18 protein-coding genes are annotated in these 19,976 nt (G+C 75.2%); 6 read left to right on the top strand and 12 right to left on the bottom strand.

Going from position 1 to position 19,976, the window contains the following annotated elements; all coding sequences use genetic code 11:
* Positions 1–47: 47 nt before the first annotated feature.
* Positions 48–1,289 (top strand): 8-amino-7-oxononanoate synthase, encoded by a 1,242-nt coding sequence (gene bioF, locus AC1UE5_RS08830; RefSeq protein WP_482922233.1) that lies wholly within the window; start codon positions 48–50, stop codon positions 1,287–1,289.
* A 171-nt stretch (positions 1,290–1,460) separates the two neighbouring features.
* On the opposite strand, the gene AC1UE5_RS08825 is transcribed toward bioF, so the two are convergent.
* Complete coding sequence (locus tag AC1UE5_RS08825) at positions 1,461–3,677, bottom strand: NHL repeat-containing protein (RefSeq protein WP_482922231.1); 2,217 nt, start codon at positions 3,675–3,677, stop codon at positions 1,461–1,463.
* Positions 3,678–3,719: 42 nt separating this feature from the next.
* The gene (locus tag AC1UE5_RS08820) at positions 3,720–5,237 is read right to left on the bottom strand and encodes a spermidine synthase (RefSeq protein WP_482922229.1); all 1,518 of its coding nucleotides are present in this window, start codon (positions 5,235–5,237) and stop codon (positions 3,720–3,722) included.
* Between the two features lie 80 nt (positions 5,238–5,317).
* Here AC1UE5_RS08820 and AC1UE5_RS08815 point away from each other — a divergent pair, with 80 nt between their 5' ends.
* Entirely contained in the window at positions 5,318–7,147 is a 1,830-nt protein-coding gene (locus tag AC1UE5_RS08815; RefSeq protein ID WP_482922227.1) for a methyl-accepting chemotaxis protein, read from the top strand.
* Here the strand turns inward: AC1UE5_RS08815 and AC1UE5_RS08810 are convergent.
* Complete coding sequence (locus AC1UE5_RS08810) at positions 7,144–7,521, bottom strand: spore germination protein GerW family protein (protein ID WP_482922225.1); 378 nt, start codon at positions 7,519–7,521, stop codon at positions 7,144–7,146. The two genes, AC1UE5_RS08815 and AC1UE5_RS08810, sit on opposite strands and share 4 nt — an antisense overlap.
* A 36-nt stretch (positions 7,522–7,557) precedes the next feature.
* Positions 7,558–7,722 carry a rubredoxin gene (locus AC1UE5_RS08805; RefSeq protein WP_482922223.1) on the bottom strand — a complete coding sequence of 55 codons (165 nt, stop codon included), beginning with the start codon at positions 7,720–7,722 and terminating at the stop codon, positions 7,558–7,560.
* A 21-nt stretch (positions 7,723–7,743) separates the two neighbouring features.
* On the opposite strand from AC1UE5_RS08805, the gene AC1UE5_RS08800 reads away from it, so the two are divergent.
* The 3 genes from AC1UE5_RS08800 (at position 7,744) to AC1UE5_RS08790 (ending at position 10,712) form a co-directional block, all read left to right on the top strand.
* Positions 7,744–8,379 (top strand): NUDIX hydrolase, encoded by a 636-nt coding sequence (locus AC1UE5_RS08800; protein ID WP_482922221.1) that lies wholly within the window; start codon positions 7,744–7,746, stop codon positions 8,377–8,379.
* A complete protein-coding gene (locus tag AC1UE5_RS08795; protein ID WP_482922219.1) occupies positions 8,379–9,404 on the top strand; it encodes an NAD-dependent epimerase/dehydratase family protein in 1,026 nt (341 codons plus the stop codon). The genes AC1UE5_RS08800 and AC1UE5_RS08795 overlap by 1 nt, the downstream gene beginning before the upstream one ends.
* A gap of 81 nt (positions 9,405–9,485) precedes the next feature.
* Positions 9,486–10,712: an MFS transporter gene (locus tag AC1UE5_RS08790; protein WP_482922217.1), complete on the top strand. Its 1,227-nt coding sequence runs from the start codon at positions 9,486–9,488 to the stop codon at positions 10,710–10,712.
* A gap of 54 nt (positions 10,713–10,766) precedes the next feature.
* Here the strand turns inward: AC1UE5_RS08790 and AC1UE5_RS08785 are convergent, their stop codons facing one another.
* Entirely contained in the window at positions 10,767–12,032 is a 1,266-nt protein-coding gene (locus AC1UE5_RS08785) for an MFS transporter (RefSeq protein WP_482922215.1), read from the bottom strand.
* A 56-nt stretch (positions 12,033–12,088) separates the two neighbouring features.
* On the opposite strand from AC1UE5_RS08785, the gene AC1UE5_RS08780 reads away from it, so the two are divergent.
* The gene (locus AC1UE5_RS08780) at positions 12,089–13,027 is read left to right on the top strand and encodes a LysR family transcriptional regulator (protein WP_482922213.1); all 939 of its coding nucleotides are present in this window, start codon (positions 12,089–12,091) and stop codon (positions 13,025–13,027) included.
* Here the strand turns inward: AC1UE5_RS08780 and AC1UE5_RS08775 are convergent.
* The 7 genes from AC1UE5_RS08775 to AC1UE5_RS08745 all read right to left on the bottom strand — a co-directional run bounded on the left by AC1UE5_RS08775 (position 13,014) and on the right by AC1UE5_RS08745 (position 19,864).
* Positions 13,014–13,400 (bottom strand): hypothetical protein, encoded by a 387-nt coding sequence (locus AC1UE5_RS08775; protein ID WP_482922211.1) that lies wholly within the window; start codon positions 13,398–13,400, stop codon positions 13,014–13,016. The genes AC1UE5_RS08780 and AC1UE5_RS08775 overlap by 14 nt on opposite strands.
* Positions 13,401–13,449: 49 nt before the next feature.
* Positions 13,450–14,640, bottom strand: coding sequence for a beta-ketothiolase BktB (gene bktB / locus AC1UE5_RS08770; protein WP_482922209.1), 1,191 nt, complete (start codon positions 14,638–14,640; stop codon positions 13,450–13,452).
* 50 nt (positions 14,641–14,690) lie between these two features.
* The gene (locus tag AC1UE5_RS08765) at positions 14,691–15,233 is read right to left on the bottom strand and encodes a helix-turn-helix transcriptional regulator (protein ID WP_482922206.1); all 543 of its coding nucleotides are present in this window, start codon (positions 15,231–15,233) and stop codon (positions 14,691–14,693) included.
* Positions 15,220–17,100, bottom strand: a complete 1,881-nt coding sequence (ftsH, locus tag AC1UE5_RS08760; protein WP_482922204.1) for an ATP-dependent zinc metalloprotease FtsH — start codon at positions 17,098–17,100, stop codon at positions 15,220–15,222. Before ftsH ends, AC1UE5_RS08765 begins: the two co-directional genes overlap by 14 nt.
* A gap of 119 nt (positions 17,101–17,219) precedes the next feature.
* Positions 17,220–18,326, bottom strand: a complete 1,107-nt coding sequence (locus tag AC1UE5_RS08755) for a hypothetical protein (RefSeq protein WP_482922202.1) — start codon at positions 18,324–18,326, stop codon at positions 17,220–17,222.
* 5 nt (positions 18,327–18,331) lie between these two features.
* Complete coding sequence (locus tag AC1UE5_RS08750; RefSeq protein ID WP_482922200.1) at positions 18,332–19,108, bottom strand: hypothetical protein; 777 nt, start codon at positions 19,106–19,108, stop codon at positions 18,332–18,334.
* Positions 19,109–19,207: 99 nt separating this feature from the next.
* A complete protein-coding gene (locus tag AC1UE5_RS08745) occupies positions 19,208–19,864 on the bottom strand; it encodes a hypothetical protein (RefSeq protein WP_482922198.1) in 657 nt (218 codons plus the stop codon).
* Positions 19,865–19,976 lie beyond the last annotated feature (112 nt).

Below are 19,976 nucleotides of genomic sequence, written 5' to 3'. Positions count from 1 at the left end.
GCATCGCAACTTACGGTCCCGACCATGCCGCCAACCGGGGAGGACCGGTGACCGATCTGAAGGCACGGCTGGACGAGCTCGAGGAGCTGGGGCTCAGCCGTCGCATGCGTCTCGTCAGCGGACCGCAGGGGCCACGCGTCGTGCTCGACGGGCAGCCCGTGCTGGTGCTCTGCTCGAACAACTACCTCGGGCTCGCGGACCATCCGCGGGTGCGCGAGGCGGCCGCGGACGCCGCCATGCGCTGGGGCGTGGGGAGCGGTGCGTCGCGGGTGGCGTCGGGGACGATGACGATCCACAAGCGGCTGGAGGAGTCGCTGGCGGACTTCGTCGGGACGCGGACGTCGCTCCTCTTCGGCTCGGGCTACCTGGCCAACCTGGGCGTGATCGGCGCGCTGGCGGGCGCGGGTGACGCGGTCTTCTGCGACGAGGCCAGCCACGCGTCGATGGTCGACGGCTGCCGCCTCGCGCGCGCCGCGTCGGTCGCCTACCGGCACGGCGACGTCGAGCACCTGGCGTGGCAGATCGAGCGGCTCGCGCCCCAGGGCGGGGCGATCGTCACCGACACCGTCTTCGCGATGGACGGCGACGTCGCGCCGCTGGCGGAACTGGCCGACCTCGCGCGCGAGCACCGGCTGCGGCTGGTGGTCGACGAGGCCCACGCGCTCGGGACGCTCGGCCCGGACGGGCGCGGCCTGGTCGCCGAGCTGGGGCTCGAGGACGAGGTGGACGTGATCATCGGGACGCTCGGCAAGGCGCTCGGCTCCTACGGCGCGTTCGCGGCGTGCGACGGCAAGATGGCCCGCTACCTCGTGCAGGCCGCGCGGCCGTTCGCGTTCTCCACCGCGCCCCCTCCACCGGTCGTGGCGGCGGCGATGGCGGCGCTGGAGCTGCTGCGCGAGCAGCCGCGGCGCATCGACAAGCTCCACGCCAACGCGGACGCGCTGCGCGACGAGCTGGCGCGCGAGGGCTTCGACGTCGCGGGCGCGACGACGCAGATCGTCCCGGTGATCGTGGGCGACGCGCCGACCGCGCTGCGGATGTGCGAGGCGGCGCTGCGCGAGGGCGTCTTCACGCAGGCGATCAGACCGCCCTCGGTGCCGGACGGCACGGCGCGGCTGCGGCTCGCCGTGATGGCGTCGCACACCAAGAGCGAGCTGCGCGACGCCGCGCGGACCCTCGGGCGGGCGGCGATGCAGGCCGGCTTCCGCCCCGGCGCCGGGATGCCGCTCGCCGAGGCGCAGCAGATCACCGACGAGTTCGCGGCGCTGCCCGCGGCCGAGGCGGCGTGACCCCGGCCCGCGAGCTGGACCCCACCCGCGCCGCCCGCCGGCGCCGCCGCCACACCGCGTCCGCGCGCCCGCGGGCGATGCAGTCCTGGCCCAAGCGCCGTCCGCCGCGATCGCGCGCGACGTGGTTCGCCCCCACGCGCCCGCTCACGGTCCGCGGCTGAGCGGCGCCGGCTAGGAGATCCGGAGCGTGACGGCGTCGGTGTCCACGACGCCGTCCGCCGTCGTGGCGGTGATCGACGCGGCCGCGGTGACGCGCGCGCCCGCGCGGCGCAGGGCCGAGCGCATCGCCGCCTGGGTCTTCGCGCTCGCGATCAGCGTGAGCGTGCGCCCCTCCCGGCGGACCTCGAGCGGGAGCATCCGCGACGAGCGCCCCGCGAAGATGCTCACGGCGCCCTCCGCTGCGATCGTGCACGTGCGCGCGCAGCTCGTGCTGACGCGCCCGAGGACGCGGGCCGGCCTGCCCGCGCGGTCGCGCGTGCGGACCTGCAGGCCGGCGGGCCGCGGCACCGACAGCCGCGCCGTCGCCGGGCTGGGGAGCGGCCCGCAGCCGGCCGCGACCCCCGCGCCGGGGAACCGCACCACGCGGTTGTTGCCGGTGTCGGCGACGAGCAGGGAGCCGTCGCACGCGAGCGTCAGGCCGCGCGGCTCGGCGAGCTGGCCCGCCCCGGCGCCCGGCGTGCCGAGCGTCGTCGCCACGGCGCCGCTCGCGTCGAACCGCACCACGCGGCCGTGCGCGGCGTCGCTCACCCACGCGCCGCCCGCGCCGTCGGACGTGATGCCGGCGGGCTTGGAGGCGGGCACCGCGGGCTCACCGCCGGGCACCTTCGGCTCGGGCGCGGACGCCGGCCGCGGGAGCCGCCACGTGCTGAGCTTCGCGCCGCTCGCCGCGTCGTAGCGGACGACCGTCCCGTCGGCCGGGTGGGGGACGTTCTCCCTGCCGCCCTCGACCACCGCGACCGTGCCGTCGCTCAGCAGCGCGAGGTCGCCGACCGTGCGGTCCGGCGGCTCCGGCGCGCCGAGCGGCACGCCCGGCGTGCCGTCCGCGCCGACCCGCACCGGCTGGCCGTCCGGGTTCAGCGCCCAGCTCCCGCCGCTCCCGTCGATCGTCAGCGAGCGCGGGAAGAACGCGTCGGGCGCCGACGGGCGGCCGATCTTGCCTCCCGTCCCGCCCGCGAGCACCCGCGCCTCGCCCGCGCCGTACTGGCGCAGCTGACCGCCGGCGTTGACCTGCAGGCGCTGCGGGGCGGCGAACGCGATGGCCTGCGGCTGCAGCACGGTCGCGGTGGAGTCCTGGAACGAGCGCCCCTGGGCCCAGCGGCCGAGCCACCGCCCGTCGCCCAGCCCGAACCAGGCGATGCGCGCCGAGTCCGCGACGGCGACCTCGCCGCTGCCGTTGACGGCGACGTCGCGCGGCGCCGTCAGCCGCCCGTCGGCCCGCCCGCCCACGCCGAGCGTGCGGACGTAACGGCCGGTCGCGGTGTACTCGGTGACGCGGTCGTTGCCCGGGTCGGCGACGACGACGTTGCCGTTCGGCGCGACCGCGACCGCGCGCGGGTAGATGAGCTGGCCGGCGCGCCGGCCGTACGTGCCCCACGCGCGGACGGGCTTCAGCCGCCGGTCGAGCCGCACGACGCGGTGGCCGTTGTTGTCGGCGACGTACGCGTGGCCGTTCGGCGCGAGCGCGACGTCGTACGGGTACGAGACGAGCCCGCGCTCGGTGGAGCGCAGGACGCGCCCGGTGCGCGCGTCGAGCTCCACCACGCGGTGGTTGCCGTCGTCGGCGACGAGGAGCCGCCCGCCGCGCACCGCCAGGCCCTGCGGCTGCCGGACCTTCCCCTTGGCGAGGACCTTGGGCTCGCGGCCGTCGAGCGTGAAGCGCTGGATGCGGTTGTTGCCGGTGTCCGCGACGTAGACGTGCCGTCCGTCGACCGCGATGCCGCCCTCGCCCGTGGACGCCGCGTAGTCGCCCGAGCTCGTCCGGAACTGCCCGGTGGCGATGCCGCGCCGGCCCCAGCAGCGCTGCAGCGTCCCGTCGGCGGCGAAGACCTGCACGCGCTGGTTGTCGGAGTCGTAGACGTAGATCCGCCCGTCGGCGCCACGGGCCAGACCGCCGACCGAGCCGAGCCGCCCGCACACCTCGCCGCTCATCCCGAAGCCGGCGCCGGCGACGACGCGGCCGTCGCGGAAGAGCTGGATGCGGCCGGAGAAGTGGTCGCCGACGAGGACGGTCCCGTCGGGCGCGACGGCGACGGCCTCGGGCAGCCGGAGCGCGCCGGGCTCGTCCCCGAACGACGTCGGCGCGTCCTGGGCGACGGCGGGTGCGGGAGCGGCGCCGTGAAGCGCGGCGAGGGCGATCAGCGCGGCGAGCGCGGGGCGGAAGCGGGGCACGCGCGCGTTAACTCGCCGACGGCCCCGTTCGTAACGGACCTTCTACCGTTCGCCCGACGCGGCCACCTCGACGATCGACGCGTCGATGAGCCACTCGACCGGCGCCTTGTCGTCGGTGTAGACGGAGCCGCCCGCCAGGCGCGGCGCGACGCGGTCCGCCACGTCGAGCGCCCGCTCGCGCAGGTCCGCGGGCAGCGTCGGCGCCGCCGCGCGCATGCGCTCGGCGCCCGCGCCCTGCGCGTTCGTCCCGATCAGCACGGTGTTCGTGTCCTCGACCGGATCGCGCAGGACCGTGTCGAACGCCGCGTCCATCGTCTCGCTCAGCACCTGCTCCAGCCGGTCGCTCGACTCGGGATGGCCGACGTTGACGAGCACGATCCCGCCCGGGTTCAGCCGGTCGCGCGTCAGCTCGAAGAACTCCTTCGTGGCCATGTAGAACGGGATGTACGGCTGGTGGTAGGCGTCGACGAGGATGACGTCGTAGCGGTGGTCGGTCTGGCGCAGGAACGGCCGCGCGTCGGCGGTGTGGGTCTCCAGCCGCGGGCCGGTCATGTCGAAGTACTTGCGCCCGATCTCGCTCAGCTCGCCGTCGATCTCCACCCCGTCCACGTACGTGTCGGGGAAGTAGTGGCCGTACGCGCGCGCGGTGGTGCCGGCGGCGTTGCCGAGGATCGCGACGCGCCCCGGCGGCTTCTCGAGCGCGACGAACGGCGCGAGCAGGAAGTCGTCCCAGTAGTCGTTGGTCAGGTACGTCCCGGCGAGCTTCATCGAGTGGATCGCCTGGCCCTCGTTGAGCTCCAGGAACCGGTCGCCGTCGTCCTGCTCGATCACGCGCGCGTACTGGTACGTCGTGTCGGTCTCGAAGATGACGCGCTCGCCCTCCTCCTCGGCCGCCTTCACGACGCCGACCGGCAGGAGGAACAGCGCGACGACGCCGAGCGGGACGAGCGCGGCGCGGCGCGTGCGGAGCCCGAGCACCGCGACGAGCGCGAAAGCCAGCGCGAAGACGAGGAACGTGCGGCGCGTGCCGACGAGCGGGATCAGCACGAGCGCGGACGCGAAGTTGCCGGTGAGCGAGCCGATCGTCGACAGCGCGTAGAGCCGTCCGGCGGTCGAGCCCGTCTCCCCCACCTCGTGCACGCCGAGCCGCAGCGCGTACGGGGACACCATCCCCATCACGAACACCGGCGTGGCGACGAGGACCATCACCGCGATCAGCGAGCCGACGAACGCGCCGGCGCTGATCGAGTCGAGCGCGTCGACGGCGACGCTCAGGAACGGGTCCGCGACGAACGGGATCGCCGCGGTGAGCACGCCCGCGAGCAGCACGAGCCGGTAGAGCCCGGTGAGCGACGGGTCGCGGTCGGCGCGCTTGCCGCCGTACCAGTAGCCGGCCGAGAGCGCGACGAGCACGATGCCGATCGTGTTGGCCCAGATCAGGGTCGAGTCGCCGAAGTACGGCGCGAGCAGGCGGGCAGCGGCGATCTCGGCTCCGAGCGAGCCGGTGCCCACGACGAAGACGACGACGCCCAGCGAGGGAGCGAAGCGAGGGCGGTCCATGCGCCCCGCACCGTAGCGATCCAACGAACATGGCCAGCCGCACTCAACCTCGCCGGCGTGACTCCGATTCATAACGCACCATGTCTCGCCTTCCTCGCCTGGGCCTCCAGGCCAAGATCATCGCCTCCGTGGCCATCGCCGTGGTGCTCATGGGCGTCGCGGGCGGGATCACGCTCCAGCGCCAGCTCCACGCCAACGACGCGTTCACCCGCGCGCTCACCGCCGAGGAAGCGGCGCTCGCCGCCGCCAAGGTCCGCACGACCTTCCAGGTCCAGCACCAGAAGCTCAAGAACGTCTTCCTCCGCGGCGCCGACGCCGACGACTTCGCCAAGTACGGCGCGGAGTTCACGGAGGAGGGCGCCGCCACGCAGAAGCAGGCCAAGGCGCTCGCCGCCGACATCGCCGGCGACGCCCGGGCCACGTCGGTCCTCGCGGCGTTCACGGAGTCCCACGCCACGTACACCGACCGGTTCGCCGAGGCCATGGAGGTCACGCACGGCGGCACCGCCGCGTTCGACCCGAGCGCCGGCGACGCCGTGATGAAGGGCCTCGACACGCCCGTCCAGGAGGCGCTCGAGCAGCTCACCGGCCTCCTCGACGAGCAGGCCGCCGCGGCCGCCGGCGAGGCCGACGACGCCCGCTCAGGCACCGCGCTCTTCGCCCTGATCGGGCTGCTCCTCTCCGCCGCCGCGGGCATCGCGGTCGCGTACGTGGTGTCGACCCGCGTCAAGCGCTCCGTCGCCCGCCTCCAGGACGGCCTCACCGGGCTGTCCGGCGTCGAGGTGAGCGAGCTGCGCCGCGGCCTCGACGCGCTCGCCGCCGGCGACCTGACCGCCGAGCTGCGCAAGGAGACCGGCGAGGTCCGCGTCGACTCCGGCGACGAGATCGGCGCGATGGCCGGCGTCGTCGAGCACATGCGCCGGCAGGTGCTCGCGTCGGTCGACGCGTACGGCGAGTCGCGCGACTCGCTGGCGTCGCTGATCGGCTCGGTCAACGACGCCGCCGGCCTGGTGTCGACCGCGTCGTCCGACGTCGCCGCCTCGTCCGGGGAGACCGGGCGTGCGGTGGACGAGATCGCCGGCGCGGTCAACGAGGTCGCCGTGGGCGCCGAGCGGCAGGTCCGCACGGTCGAGTCGGTCCGCAGCAACGCCGAGGCGATGGCCGCGGCGACGCGCGCGTCGGCGGAATCGGCCGTCGAGACCGCGGGCGCCGCCTCCCGGACGCGCGAGCTGGCGCACGACGGCGCTGCTGCCGTCGCCGACGCGAGCCGCGCGATGGAGGCGGTCCGCGCCTCCTCCGCGGAGGTGACGCAGACCATCCGCGATCTCGGCGCCAAGTCGGAGCAGATCGGGGGCATCGTCGCGACGATCACCGCGATCTCGGAGCAGACGAACCTCCTGGCCCTCAACGCCGCGATCGAGGCGGCCCGGGCCGGCGACCAGGGCCGCGGGTTCGCGGTCGTCGCGGAGGAGGTCCGCAAGCTGGCCGAGGAGTCGCAGGAGGCCGCGTCGTCGATCTCCGCGCTCATCGGCGAGATCCAGCACGAGACCGCCCGCGCGGTGGACGTCGTCGAGTCGGGCGCGCGGGAGACCGCCGACGGCGTCGCGACCGTCGAGTCGGCGCGCGGCGCGTTCGAGGCGATCGGCGCGTCCGTCGAGGACATGACCGGCCGCGTCGAGGAGATCAGCGCGGCCGTCGAGCAGGTCGCGGTGACAGCGCTGCGGGTGCAGGAGGAGATGGCCGAGGTGACCGCGGTCGCGGAGCAGTCGTCCGCGTCGGCGCAGGAGGTGTCGGCGTCGACCGAGCAGTCGTCGGCGGCCGCCCAGGAGATCGCCGCGACGGCCGATCAGCTCGCCGGGCAGGCCAGCGACCTGGAGGCGCTCGTGCAGCGCTTCCGCCTGACGGCCTAGCCGCCGCGGTTCAGCAGGCCCTTCGGGCCGCGGGCGCCCCGCAGACGCCGGGCGCCCGCGAACCCCGCCAGCAGCGTCGTCGCCGCTGCCGCGCCCGCCTTCAGCAGGCGGCCGGTGCGCTCGGGGTCGCGGATCTCGTGGAACCGCGTGCCCTCGGGCCCGATCTCGATGAACCCGGCGGGGATCGCCTCGACGCTCCCGCCACCGCCGGCGCCATGCCCTTCCTCGCGGTCGCTCTTGCGCTCGCCGGGCTTCGTCCCGCCGCCGCTCCCCCAGCCGCCCATCGCCTTGACGCGGGTGACCGGGATGACCGTGCGGTCGTCGTGGCGCACCGGCTCGCCGTAGCAGAGCCGGGCGCCAGCGACCGCGTCCACGAGCCTTCTCAGGCCCTTGTCCACCTCGGAACGCTCCTACCCCTCGTAGAGGACGAAGTCGCGCTTCCGGGCACCGCACACCGGACAGAACCAGGTGTCGGGGATGTCGTCGAACGCCGTGCCCGCGGGGATGCCCCCGTCGGGATCGCCGTCGGCCGGGTCGTAGATGAAGCCGCATGACTCGCAGATCCACTTCTGCATGACGTGGCACAGTACGCGCTCATGGGAGACATCGACCGGCCGGGTCCCGGCGAGGAGCACAGCGAGGGCGAGGCGACGGTGCCGCGCCTGGCCTCCACCGTCATCCTGCTGCGCGGCGGCGGCGAGACGCTGGAGCTGCTGATGGTGCGGCGCACGCCGAAGGCGCGCTTCATGGGCGGCGTGTGGGTGTTCCCCGGCGGCGCCGTGGATCGCCACGAGGGCACGGACGACCGCGCGACGCGGATCGCGGGCGTGCGGGAGCTCGAGGAGGAGGCCGGGATCGCGCTCTCCGACCCCGACGAACTGGTCCGGTTCAGCCGCTGGATCACGCCGCGCCAGGTCAAGACGCGGTTCGACACCTGGTTCTTCCTGGCGCCCGCGCCGCACGGCGCCGAGCCGCGGATCGACGGCGAGGAGGCGGTCGACAGCGGCTGGTTCACCCCCGCCGCCGCGCTGGAGGCCTACGAGCGCGACGAGATCCAGCTCGTGTTCCCGACCATCAAGACGCTGCAGCAGCTCGCGCCGTTCGCGAGCGCCGACGCGCTGCTCGACCACGCGCGCGGGCGCGAGGTGCAGCCGGTCGAGCCGCGGGTCGTGATGGAGGGCGAGGTCGCGCGGGTGCTGCTTCCGGGGGAACCGGGGTACGAGCAGGGCTGATGCCAGGACTCACCGTCGCCGTCACCGGGCCCACCGGCGAGATCGGCAAGCCGTTCGTGCGGGCGCTGGAGCGCGCGCGGGAGGTCGACCGGATCATCGGGATGGCGCGCTCGCCGTTCGACCCGGCCGCGCACGGCTGGCGGAAGACCGAGTACCGCCAGGGCGACGTGCTCGACCGGATGGCCGTCGACGCGCTCGTGGCCGAGGCCGACGTCGTCGTGCACCTCGCGTTCATCGTGCTGGGCGCCTCGGACCGCACGCGCGACGTGAACCTGGAGGGGTCGCGCAACGTCTTCCGGGCGGTGGCCGCCGCGCGCGGGCGGGTGCGGCGGCTCGTGTACACCTCGTCGGTCGCCGCATACGGGTTCCACGCCGACAACCCGCAGCCGCTGACCGAGGACGTCCCCACGCGCGGGACCGAGCAGCACCCGTACAGCGCGCAGAAGGCGGAGCTCGAGCGCGTGCTGGCGGAGGCGACGACCGGCGTGGACGGGCTCGACGTCTTCACCTTCCGCCCCTGCATCGTCGCCGGGCCGGACGCGCGGATGCTGGTCGAGGCGATCCCGTACGTGCGGCTCGGCGAGAAGCTCCCGGGCGCGGTGCGGGCGCTGTTCGACGTCGTGCCGGTGCTCAAGCCCGTGATCCCGGATCCCGGCGTGCCGTTCCAGCTGGTCCACCACGACGACGTCGCCACAGCGCTGCGGGCCGCCGTCGTCGGGCGTGGGGAGCCGGGCGTGTACAACCTCGCGGGCCCGGGGGACCCGATCACGCTCGCCGACCTCGCCGGCGCGCTCGGGTGGTACAGCGTGCCGGTGCCCGAGCTGGCGGTCGACGCGACGGCGGAGGTCGTGGCGCGCATCCCGCTGGTGCCGGCCGAGGCGACGTGGGTGAACGCGATCCGCGTCCCGGTGCTGATGGACACCGCCCGCGCGCGGCGGGAGCTGGGCTGGCGGCCGAGGCACTCGACGCTGGCGACGCTGCGGGCGACGGTCGCGGCCGCGCGCGAGGAGCTGGCCCCCGCCTAGCGTGAGGCGCGTCACAACGGGGGCGCGTTCATACCGTTCTCTTCTTGAGACCCGGCGGGAGGGGCCGATCTTGGGACGGTCATGCAGTCCCGCCGCTCCGCCGTTCGCCGTCTGGCGACCTCCCGTTTCGTGTCCATGGCCGGCACCGACGCCACCGGCGTCGCGATCGGCTTCGCCCTCTACGAGCAGACCCGCTCCGCCACCTGGCTGTCGCTGTCGCTGATGCTGACCGTCGGCGCGGGCGCGGTCCTGGCGCCGCTCGGTGGGCGGATCGCCGACCTGCTCGACCGGCGGCGGGTGATGATCGGCGCGGAGATCTGCTCGGCGCTGGTGTTCCTGACGCTCGCGCTGCTGCACACGCCGGAGGCGCTGCTGGCGCTCGGCGTGCTCGCGACGTTCCTCGGCACGGTGTTCGGCCCCGCGTCCGGCGCGGCGATCGCGCACGTGGCGGGCGAGCGGGAGCTGAGCTGGGCGAGCAGCGTGATCGCGACCGGCACGAACCTCGGCAAGACCGCCGGCCGGCTGGTCGCGGGCGCGCTGATCGCGGCGGTGGGCGTGAGCGCGGTGTTCGTCCTCGACGCGCTGACGTTCCTCGCGAGCGCGTGGCTGATCTGGTCGGTGCGGCGGGCGTTCTCCGAGCGCCGCGCGGCCGCCCCGGCGCCGGAGGCCGCCGCGGCCCCCGCCCCGGCCGCCCGGCGCGGCGGCTTCGCGCTGCTGCGTGCGCACCGCGAGGTCCGCCTCGTCGTCGCGTCCGCCTGCATCTCGACCTTCGCGACCGCGTTCACGATGACCGCCGAGGTGCCGCTCGCGTTCGAGATCGGCGCGGGCGCGATCGGCCTCGGCGCGCTGACGGCGTGCTGGGGCGGCGGGATGATCCTCGGCTCCTGGTACGCCGGCCGCGCGCTCCACGCCGGCAACGAGGCGACCGGCGTCCTCGTCGGGCGGCTCATGATGGCGGCCGGCGTCGGCTCCGTCGCGCTCGCCCCGGCGCTCGGCCCGATGCTCGTGTCGTACCTCGTCGGCGGCATCGGCGGCGGCTTCATGGGCGTCGCGTCGCAGTCGATGATCATGCGCGCGGTCCCCGACGCCGAGCGCGGCCGGATGCTCGGCGCGATCGAGTCCTGCCGCAACCTCGCCTTCGGGGTCGGCGTCGTCGGCGCGGGCGCCGCGGTCACCCTCGCGGGCGCCCAGCCGGTCTACGGCGTGGTCGGCCTCGTGATGGCGCTCGGCACGCTCCCCGTCGCGACGCTCGTCGTCAAGCTCGGCGGCCCGCGGCCGCTCCGCGTGCCCGAGCCGGCGCTCGCCTAGCGCGATTACGGAGCGCCTCACCCTCTGGTCGAGGGTGAGGCCGTCGGCGCACCCTCAGGGTCCCACGCGCGTCGGGCGCGGCGATCGGACCATCGCCCCGCCGTGCGGCTCGTCCGTAACGCCTGTCCCCTGGGCGAACCGCTCCAGTGTCCCGGCCGGAGCCCGGCCGCTCGCCGCCACGACGGCCGCCGTGGCCGCCAGGACGCAGCAGAGCCACATCGTGGCGGTCACCGCGAGGCCGTCCGCGACGAGCCCGCCGGCGAACGCCCCCATCGCGATGGCGCCGTTGAAGACGCCCGCGAAGAGCGCCGAGACCGTCTCGCGTGCCGCGGGCGCCGACGCCTGCAGCCACGTCTGCGTGGTGACCGACACGCCGCCGTACGCCACGCCCCAGACGACGAGCACGACCGCGGCGGTGACCGGCGTCCCGCCGCGGAGCGGCACCGCCGCGACCGCCGCGGCGAGGACGCCGGCGATCGCGACGAGCATCCGCCGCGGCCACCGCGGGGCCGCCGCGCCGGCGACGAACGTCCCCGCGACGCCGGCCAGCCCGTACGCGAGCAGCAGCGTGCCGATCTGCGCCGGGTCCGCGCCCGCCACGTCCTCCAGCACCGGGCGGACGTACGTGTACGCCGCGAAGTGGCCGGTCACCAGGAGCGCGACGACGGCCAGGCCCGTGGCGATCCGCGGCTGGCGGAGCACCCCCAGCGTGCCGCCTGCGGGCGCATCGCCGGGCGGGAGCGGCGGGACGAGCGCCGCGAGCGCGACGGCCACGGCCACCGCGAGCACCGCCGCGGCAGCGAACGCCGCCCGCCAGCCGAGCAGGTCGCCGGCGAACGTCCCCGCGGGCACGCCGAGCACGGAGGCGAACGCAACGCCGCTGAAGATCAGCGACGTCGCCAGGCCCACCGCACGCGGGGCGACGAGCCGCGGGGCGAGCCCGGCGGCGACGGCCCACACCCCGCCCATCCCGGCGCCGACGAGCACGCGGGCGGCGAGCATCACGGCGTAGCTGGGCGACCACGCGGCCAGCGCGTTGCCCCCGGCGAGCAGGACCATGAGGCCCACGAGGACGGCGCGCCGGTCGAACCGGCCCAGCCGCGGCGTGAGCAACGGCGCGGAGACGGCGGCCGTCAGCCCCGTGACGGTGAGGGTCAGGCCGGCGGTGCCCTCGCTGACGGAGAGCGCGCCGCCGATCGGCGTGAGCAGCCCGACCGGGAGCATCTCGGAGGTGACGACGGTGAACGTCGCCAGCGCGAGGGCCGCGACCGCCGCCCAACCGCGCGCGCCGGGCGCTGTGGTTTCCTGGATCGGAGCCATGCCGCCATGCAAGCCGCCGGCCCCGGCGACGACAACGACCGATCGCTCATGGTGCGATGAGCGCCGCCGCGGGTGAGCGAGGGGCGCGCGTGATCGGGATCGAGCTGCGCGAGCTCGAGGCCTTCCTCGTCCTCGCGGAGGAGCTGCACTTCGGCCGGACGGGCGAGCGGCTCTACCTCACCCAGAGCCGGGTGAGCCAGCTCGTGCGCTCGCTCGAGCAGCGGATCGGGGGCCCGCTCGTCGAGCGCGCCAGCCGGCCCGTGCGGCTCACGCCGCTGGGCGAGCGGCTCCTCGCCGACGTCCGGCCGGCGTACGACGCGCTCCGCGCCGGGATCGACGACGCGCGCGCGGCCGCGCGGACGGCCGCCGGCGTCCTGCGCCTCGGCTTCCAGGGCTCGATCGACGGGCCGCTGGCGACCGCGGTGCGGCGGTTCGAGGCCGGCGAGGGCCGGCCGACGGTGGAGCTGACCGAGCTCCCGCTGTCCGACCCCTTCGGCGCGCTGCGCCGGAGCGAGGTGGACGCGGCGGTCGTCCTGCTCCCGGTCGCCGAGGACGACCTGGAGGTCGGCGCGGCGCTGCCGCCGCAGCCGGTCCTGCTCGCGGTGGATGCGCGCCATCCGGCCGCGGCGCGGGAGGCGGTGTCGGCCGACGAGCTCGCGCACTGGCCGCTCATCGACGTCGACGGCCCCGCGCCCGCGTACTGGCGTGAGGCGCAGGTGCCGCGCCGGACGCCGAGCGGGCGCCGGACGCTCCGCCCGCACACCGCCACGACCGTGCACGAGGGCCTCAGCCTCACCGCCGCCGGTCGCGGCGCGATGCTCCTGTGCCGCGAGACGGCCGAGCAGCACGCGGGGCGCCGGTCGGTCGCGTTCGTCCCCGTCGACGGGCTCCCGGAGTCGTCGCTCGCGCTGGTCTGGCGGCGCGGTCACCGCCCGCCCGGCATCGAGGCGCTCGAGCAGGCGCTGCTGGGCGCCGCCGCCGTCACACCTCGGTGACCGGGACGTCGACCCGGTCGCGGATCTCCGCGAGGTCCTCGGCCTTGTAGTCGTCGCCGTCGCCGCGGAAGACGACGATGCGGTCGGCGGGGAAGGTCGCGAGCGCGTCCTGCACGGCGAGCAGCGGCTCGCTCTCGCCCGCGGCGCCGCGCGCGCGGATGCCCTCCTCGCGCAGCTCGGCGGCGCTCTCGCCGGCCGCCTTCTCGGCCGCGACGACCGCGTCGTCGGAGTCCGAGACCCAGAACTTCACCGCGGAGTCGTTGAGCGCGGGCGAGACGACGAGGACCTCGGCGCCGTCGAGGTCCTCGGTGGGCAGAGCCCCGCGCACGGCCGTCGCGTCGACGGCGTGCGGGGCGAGGACGAGCAGCTTCATGTGACGATCGCTACCCGCCCTCGCCCCGCGCCACGCGGGCGCGTCGCCGCTAGGCCGCGGCGGGGTTCTGGAGGAGGAGCGCGATGCCCTGGCCGCCGCCGATGCAGAGGGTCACGAGGCCGAGCTCGTGCCCTTCGCGCTCCATCTCGCTCAGGATCTTCGCGGTGATCAGCGAGCCCGTGGCCGCGATCGGGTGGCCGAGCGCGATCGCGCCGCCGTTCGGGTTGACCTTCGCGGGATCGAGGTCGAGGTCCCGGATGACCGCGAGCGCCTGCGCCGCGAACGCCTCGTTGAGCTCGATCACGCCGACCTCGTCGAGCGAGCGCCCGGCCTTCTCCATCGCCTTCTTCACGGCGGGGACCGGGCCGATGCCCATGACCTCCGGGTCGCAGCCGCTGATGCCCCACGACAGGATCCGGGCGCGGACCGGCGCGCCCAGCTCCGCCGCGCGCTCCTCGGTCATCAGCACGACCGCGGCGCCCGCGTCGTTCATCCCCGACGCGTTGCCGGCCGTCACGGTGCCGCCCTCGCGCTTGAAGATCGGCTTCAGCCCGGCCATCGCGTCGACCGACGCGCCCGGGCGGAAGTGCTCGTCGCGCGCGAAGTCCACCGTCTCGCGCTTGACCTTCACCGGCACCGGCACGATCTCGTCGTCGAACTTGCCGGCCTCCCACGCGGCCTCGGCGCGGCGGTGCGACTCGACCGCGAACGCGTCCTGGTCCTCGCGCGAGATCGACATCCGCTCGGCGAGGTTCTCCGCGGTGACGCCCATGAGGATGTCGTGGAACGGGTCCTTCAGCGCGCCCTGGACCGGGTCGAGCACCGGCGCCGGCCCCATCTTCGAGCCCCAGCGCGCGCCCGGCATCCAGTACGGCCCGCGGCTCATCGACTCGGCGCCGCCCGCCAGCGCGACGTCCGCGTCGCCGGTCGCGATGGCCTGCGCGGCGGACACGATCGCCTGCACGCCCGTGCCGCAGAGCCGGTTGACGGTGTAGGCCGGCTTCTCCTTCGGCACGCCGGCGCCCATCCCGACGACGCGCGCCATGTACGGGTCCTTCGTGTCGGTGTGGATCACGTTGCCGAACACGACGTGGTCGACCGCGTCGGGCGCGATGCCCGCACGCTCGATCGCGGCCTTCGCGGCGATCGTGCCGAGCTGCGTCGGCGCGACGTCCTTCAGCGACTTGCCGTACGAACCCACGGCGGTCCGGGCGGCGGAGGAGATCACGATCTGGGTCAAGGTGAGACGTTCCCTCGGAATCGGGGTCAGGGTCCAGCAGGTGCGGAACCTTACGAGACCTTCTCGGCCCGCCGCCTTCGCCTCCGCGGCCGGGGCTCCGGGGGCGCCTCGCCCGGGAGGACCGGCTCCAGCAGCGCCTCGAGCGTCAGCCCGAGCGCGCCGGCGATCCGCGCGACCTCGAGGAACGGCACGAGCGGGCGCCGGCCGCTCTCCAGGTCGGCCAGCGCCGCCGGGGTGACGTCCGCCAGCCGCGCCAGCTCCTCCAGCGAGATCTCGGCCGCCTGGCGGCGGACCCGCACGTTGAGCGCGAGGATCGCGTCGTCGCCGACCGGCACCATCGGCCGCTCGTCCGGCTCGGGGTCGTCCCACTCGGCGGCCAGCGCCCGCGCCGCCTCCGCCCACGAGCCGCCGAACGCGCCCGCGACGCGCAGCGCCGTCCACGCGCCGCGGACCTCCGCGGGCGCCCCGTCGAACGTCGCGGGCGTCAGCCGGCGCGCGTCGCGCGGCGCGATGCCGAGCTCGTCCGCGACGCAGACGAGCACGGCCAGGGCGAGGGAGCGTTCGCGCGAGCGCCCGGGATCAGGATGCGCCACCCTGCCCGTCTCCCCTGCTCGCCTCCGGCCAGCCGCCCTCGACCGGCATCGCCACCACGGTCGACAGCAGCGCGTCGAGCGCGACCCCGGACAGCGTCTCGTGCTCGAGCAGGGCCTCCGCCGTCTCGTGCACCGCCCCCCAGTTGCGCTCGAGCACCGTGGTCGCCTCCCGGCCGGCCCGCTCCAGCAGCTGCTCCACCGCCCGGTCGACCTGCTCCAGCGTCGCCGGCGCGATCGAGCCGAGATCGGCCAGCGCCGCGCCGAGGAACACGTCGCCCGGCTTCTCGCCCACCGTCATCCACGGGAACTCGGGCGCCATGCCGAACGACGACACCATCGAGCGCGCGAGCGACGTCGCGGCGTGCAGGTCGTCAGACGAGCCGGTCGAGCCCTCCGCGAACTCGAGCCGCTCCCCCGCGGTGCCGGCCAGGATCGCGACGAGCTGGCGCCGCATGTCCGACTCGGACTGGATCACCTGGTCGCGGTCGGTGAGCTGCGCCGCCGCGGTGCCGAGCTGCCGCCCGCGCGCGACGATCGACAGCTTCTGCGCGCTGACGACCTGTCCGATCGAGCGCGTCACCACGGCGTGCGCGGCCTCGTGGATCGCGATCCGCCACCGCTCGTCCTCGGACAGGATGTGCTTCTTGGCCGGGCCGGCGACGACGCGGTCGATCGCCTCCTCCAGCGTCGCCTGGTCGAGGTCGGTCTCGCCGTGGCGGACCGTCAGCAGCGCCGCCTCGTTGACGACGTTGGCCAGCTCCGCGCCGCTGAAGCCGGGCGTGAGCTTCGCGATCTCCATCAGGTCGACGTCGGGCGCCAGCGGCTTGCCGCGTGCGTGGAGCGACAGGATCTCGTGGCGGCCGTGCACGTCGGGCACGTCGACGGTCACCTGACGGTCGAACCGGCCGGGCCGCAGCAGCGCCGGGTCGAGGATGTCCGGGCGGTTGGTCGCGCCGAGCACCACGACGCCCGCGTCGCCGCCGAACCCGTCCATCTCCACGAGCATCTGGTTGAGCGTCTGCTCGCGCTCGTCGTTGCCCTGGCCGACGCCCGCGCCGCGCTTGCGGCCCGCGGCGTCGAGCTCGTCGATGAAGATGATCGCCGGGGCCGCGCGCCGCGCCTTCGCGAACAGGTCGCGCACGCGCGCGGCGCCGACGCCCACCAGCGACTCGACGAAGTCCGAGCCGGACATCGAGAAGAACGCCGCGTTCGCCTCGCCCGCCGTCGCGCGCGCCAGCAGCGTCTTGCCGGTGCCGGGAGGTCCGACGAGCAGCACCCCCTTCGGCGCGCCCGCGCCGAGCTCCAGGTACTTGCCAGGGTCGGCGAGGTAGTCGCGGATCTCGCGCAGCTCGGCCACGACGTCGCCCGCGCCCGCGATCTGGTCGAACGTGACGCCGGTGCCCGCGCCCTTCTTCTTCTTGCGGTTGCCGATGTTCGAGAACGACGCGATCCCGCCCGCGCCGCCGTCCTGCCCGAGCCGCATGAAGAACGCGAAGAGGCAGACGAGGATGAGGATCGGGAGCAGGAACTGGACGACGACCGTGCGCAGCGGCTTGTCGGACTGCAGGTCGACGCTGACGCGCGCGCCGCCCTTCTCCAGCTCCTCGATGAGCGCCTGGGTCTGCGTGTCGGACGACGGGTACGAGGCGTAGAGGTCGAGCCCGCTGCGCGTGGTGACGAGGACGCGCGAGTCGGCGTCGAGCAGCGTCGCGTCCGCGATCCGCTCGTCCTGCGCGAGCCCCTTGACGGTCGACAGCGCGACCTGCTGGCCGCGCGACTCGGGCCCGAGCGAGCCGAGCAGGCTGAAGAACACGACGGCCAGCACCACCGACGTGACCAGGAGCCCGGTCGTGAGGAGGTCCTTCAACAGCGGACGGGTGACGGCGCCGACCGCCGACCCGATCGCGGAACGCAGCCGGTAGCTGGCCGACTGGCGTCTGGCGATGGTGGAGCTGCGGTTGGTCAAGGCTTCTCCTTCACTGGTCATCAACGGGTGTTCACGGGGCGCGCGACGGTGCGCGTGCGCCCGGCGGTGTCGCGGACGACGACGCGCAGCTCGGCCTGGACGACCGCCGCGCCGCGCCGCCCGAGCGCACGCCGCACGGCGGCCGGAGCCCGCAGCCGGACCGCCTTGGCGCGGCCGGGCTGGAGCGTCGCCGTGCCGGCCGCGAGCGTCCGCTCGGCCCCGGTCGCGGTCCCGCCGCCGGCCTTGCGCGTGCGGATGCGGCCGCGCAGCGTCACCTCGGCCCGCGCGACGTCGCCCGCGGTCAGCGTCACCTGCAGGCGGCCGGCCGCCAGATCGGCGCGGGCGATCCGCTCCAGTGGGCCGACCGTCACGCTCGGCCCGCCGGCCGGCGCGGCGCGGCGCGCGGTGGTCGGGCCCTGGCCGCCCTTGACGAACGCGCACCGGAACGGCGCCGCTGTCGCGACCGGGCGGGCGCCGACGAACCCGGCCTCCGTGCCGCGGTCGGCCATCGTCACGTACTGGAGCGACTCGGGCTCCGGCTCGGGCTGGAGCGGGATCGGGTCGGGCTCGCCGGTCCGCGGGTCGCCCTTCGAGCCCTTCGTCGGGCCGCTCGTGCCGGCCGCGGTGGAGCCCGACTCGGTCGTGATCAGCGTCCCGGTCATCTCCCCGTCGGCGAGCGTCACGCGGTCGGCGACGCCGGCGAGCTGCGCGGCCGTCGGCAGCCAGCCGCCGCGCTCGATGCACGCGCGCGAGGCGTCCACGTACGAGCGGGCGTCGGCGCCGGTGAGCGGCCCCCGGAGCATGCACCAGCGGCCCAGGTCGAGCGTGTCGGCCCGGCACTGGACCTTCATGTCGCGCTCGCGCCGCTCCCCCAGCCGGTTGATCCGCGTCGCCTTGTCGGCGGCCGTGGCGCGGTCGACGGTCGGGATCGCCTGGGGGAGGATCTTGCCGGTGGCCGACAGCCGCAGGATGCCGTACTTCTCCGGCGTCCGGGACGGCTCGGGCATCGCCTTGCGCTGCGCGGCGCCGGACAGGTCCTCGCGGACCAGGCCGGCGACCGCGACGAGCCCGAGGAAGGCGGCCGCGAGGAGCAGGACGCGCGGCCGGACGACCGCTGCGGGGCGCATGCCGCTCAGCCCTCCTCGGACTGCTCGCCCTGCTGGCCCTTCGGGAAGGCGCAGCGGAACCGCTCGGCCGCCGTCACCGGCTTGGAGCCCGCGAACCCGCCCCGGTTGCGGTTGTCGAACACCGTCACGTACTGGAGGGACTGCGGCTCCGGATCGGCCGGGGAGCCCGCGGCGGCCGAGCCCGACCGCGTCGTGACGAGCGTGGACGTCATCTCCACGCGGTCCTTCAGGCCGTCGGTCGGGTCCTCGTCGATCGAGGCCGTGAGCCGGTCGTCGTCGATCGTCGAGGAGAGCTTCACGCGGTCGGCCGCGCCCACGAGCTGCTCCGCGGTCGGCAGCCACCCGCCCGCGTCCACGCAGGCGTTGGAGGCGAAGAGGAAGTCGGTCTGGCCGTTCTGCTCGGGATCGATGTCGTACGTCGCGCTGCTCAGGCACCACGTGCCGAGGTCGACGGTCGTCGCCGGGCAGCTGACGGTGAGGTCCTCGGCGGTGGAACGGCCGAGCGTCTGCGCCGTCTGCGCGCGGTCGGCGAGCTTGGCCCGGCCCACCTTCGGGATCGCCTTGGCCGGGAACTTCTTCTTCGCGTCCAGGCGCAGGATCCCGTACGGCTTGGGCGTCGTCGAGGGACCGGGCATGCGGCGCTCCGCCTCGGACGTCCCCGACCACGCGACGGTGACCGCGACCACCGCGGCCAGCAGCAGCGCGGCCGAGCCGGCGAGCGCGAGGCGGTGGGTGAGCCGCCGGGCGGCGGGCCGGCGGAGGGCGTTGGTCAGGTGGCGCATGGGTCGGTACCTCTGGGCTTCCTTCGGAGAACGCGCGCAGGCGCCCGGCCACGAAGCCGGGCGCCCGGGGCGTCCAGACGGACTACGTGGTGCTGCCGGTCAGACGGCGGGCGCGGGGGCGCACTGGCCGGTCCTCTCGCCCAGGACGATGTTCTGGGCGAGCGTGGGGGTCGGGTCGTTGAACTCGCAGCCGAGGCTGCCGCGGATGATGTTGCGGCGGACCGCGACATCGCGGCTCGCGCTGATCGACAGGTTGCCGTTGAACGCGTTGCCGTCGACCTTCACGCCGGAGTTGACGAGCAGGGTCGCGTCGGACAGGAACACGCTGCCGCGGCAGGCGCTCGTGCCGTCACCGAGCGTGACGCCCTCGACGGCGCCGATCTCGGTGGTGCCGCGGACGACGCTGCTGCACGCCTTCGCCGGCGCGAAGAGCTCCGTGACCGAGAGGTTCCCGTTGACGACGGAGCGATCGAGGACGAACGTGCCGCACTCGGCGCACGTCACGTCGCCGCGGACGACCGAGCGGTCGACGATCTTCAGCGACGCCGAACGACGCTCGGTCTCGATCGAGCCGCGCACGACGACGGTGTCCAGCGTGCAGTCGGCCTCCAGCGGGACGTACACGTCGCCCGCGATGGTCTGGTTCGCGATCGTGCCGGTGCACTCGACCGGCTCGGCGGACTGCGCGGCGGCGAACGACGGGAACGCCAGCACGGCAGCGGCGACCGCGAGGGGAGCTGCGAACTTACGAAGCACTGCGCCTCCTTGAGGTGAGACAGGTTGCGGGAGGCGTCAACAAGCCGTGTTGACGCGAGCGGGACTCTTCAACACGCCCCGTCGCGCAGGTGTGAACACTGCGGAACCAGCG

Source organism: Parviterribacter multiflagellatus, from assembly GCF_056863265.1.
This window is presented reverse-complemented; position numbering and strand designations above follow the sequence as displayed.

Coding starts and splice junctions, on each gene's coding strand:
- AC1UE5_RS08790 (WP_482922217.1), top strand. CDS start 9,486: ATGCAGTCCCGCCGCTCCGCCGTTCGCCGTCTGGCGACCTCCCGTTTC.
- AC1UE5_RS08755 (WP_482922202.1), bottom strand. CDS start 18,326: ATGCGCCCCGCAGCGGTCGTCCGGCCGCGCGTCCTGCTCCTCGCGGCC.
- AC1UE5_RS08775 (WP_482922211.1), bottom strand. CDS start 13,400: ATGAAGCTGCTCGTCCTCGCCCCGCACGCCGTCGACGCGACGGCCGTG.
- AC1UE5_RS08800 (WP_482922221.1), top strand. CDS start 7,744: ATGGGAGACATCGACCGGCCGGGTCCCGGCGAGGAGCACAGCGAGGGC.
- AC1UE5_RS08750 (WP_482922200.1), bottom strand. CDS start 19,108: ATGCGCCACCTGACCAACGCCCTCCGCCGGCCCGCCGCCCGGCGGCTC.
- AC1UE5_RS08785 (WP_482922215.1), bottom strand. CDS start 12,032: ATGGCTCCGATCCAGGAAACCACAGCGCCCGGCGCGCGCGGTTGGGCG.
- AC1UE5_RS08815 (WP_482922227.1), top strand. CDS start 5,318: ATGTCTCGCCTTCCTCGCCTGGGCCTCCAGGCCAAGATCATCGCCTCC.
- AC1UE5_RS08805 (WP_482922223.1), bottom strand. CDS start 7,722: ATGCAGAAGTGGATCTGCGAGTCATGCGGCTTCATCTACGACCCGGCC.
- AC1UE5_RS08820 (WP_482922229.1), bottom strand. CDS start 5,237: ATGGACCGCCCTCGCTTCGCTCCCTCGCTGGGCGTCGTCGTCTTCGTC.
- AC1UE5_RS08795 (WP_482922219.1), top strand. CDS start 8,379: ATGCCAGGACTCACCGTCGCCGTCACCGGGCCCACCGGCGAGATCGGC.
- AC1UE5_RS08780 (WP_482922213.1), top strand. CDS start 12,089: ATGAGCGCCGCCGCGGGTGAGCGAGGGGCGCGCGTGATCGGGATCGAG.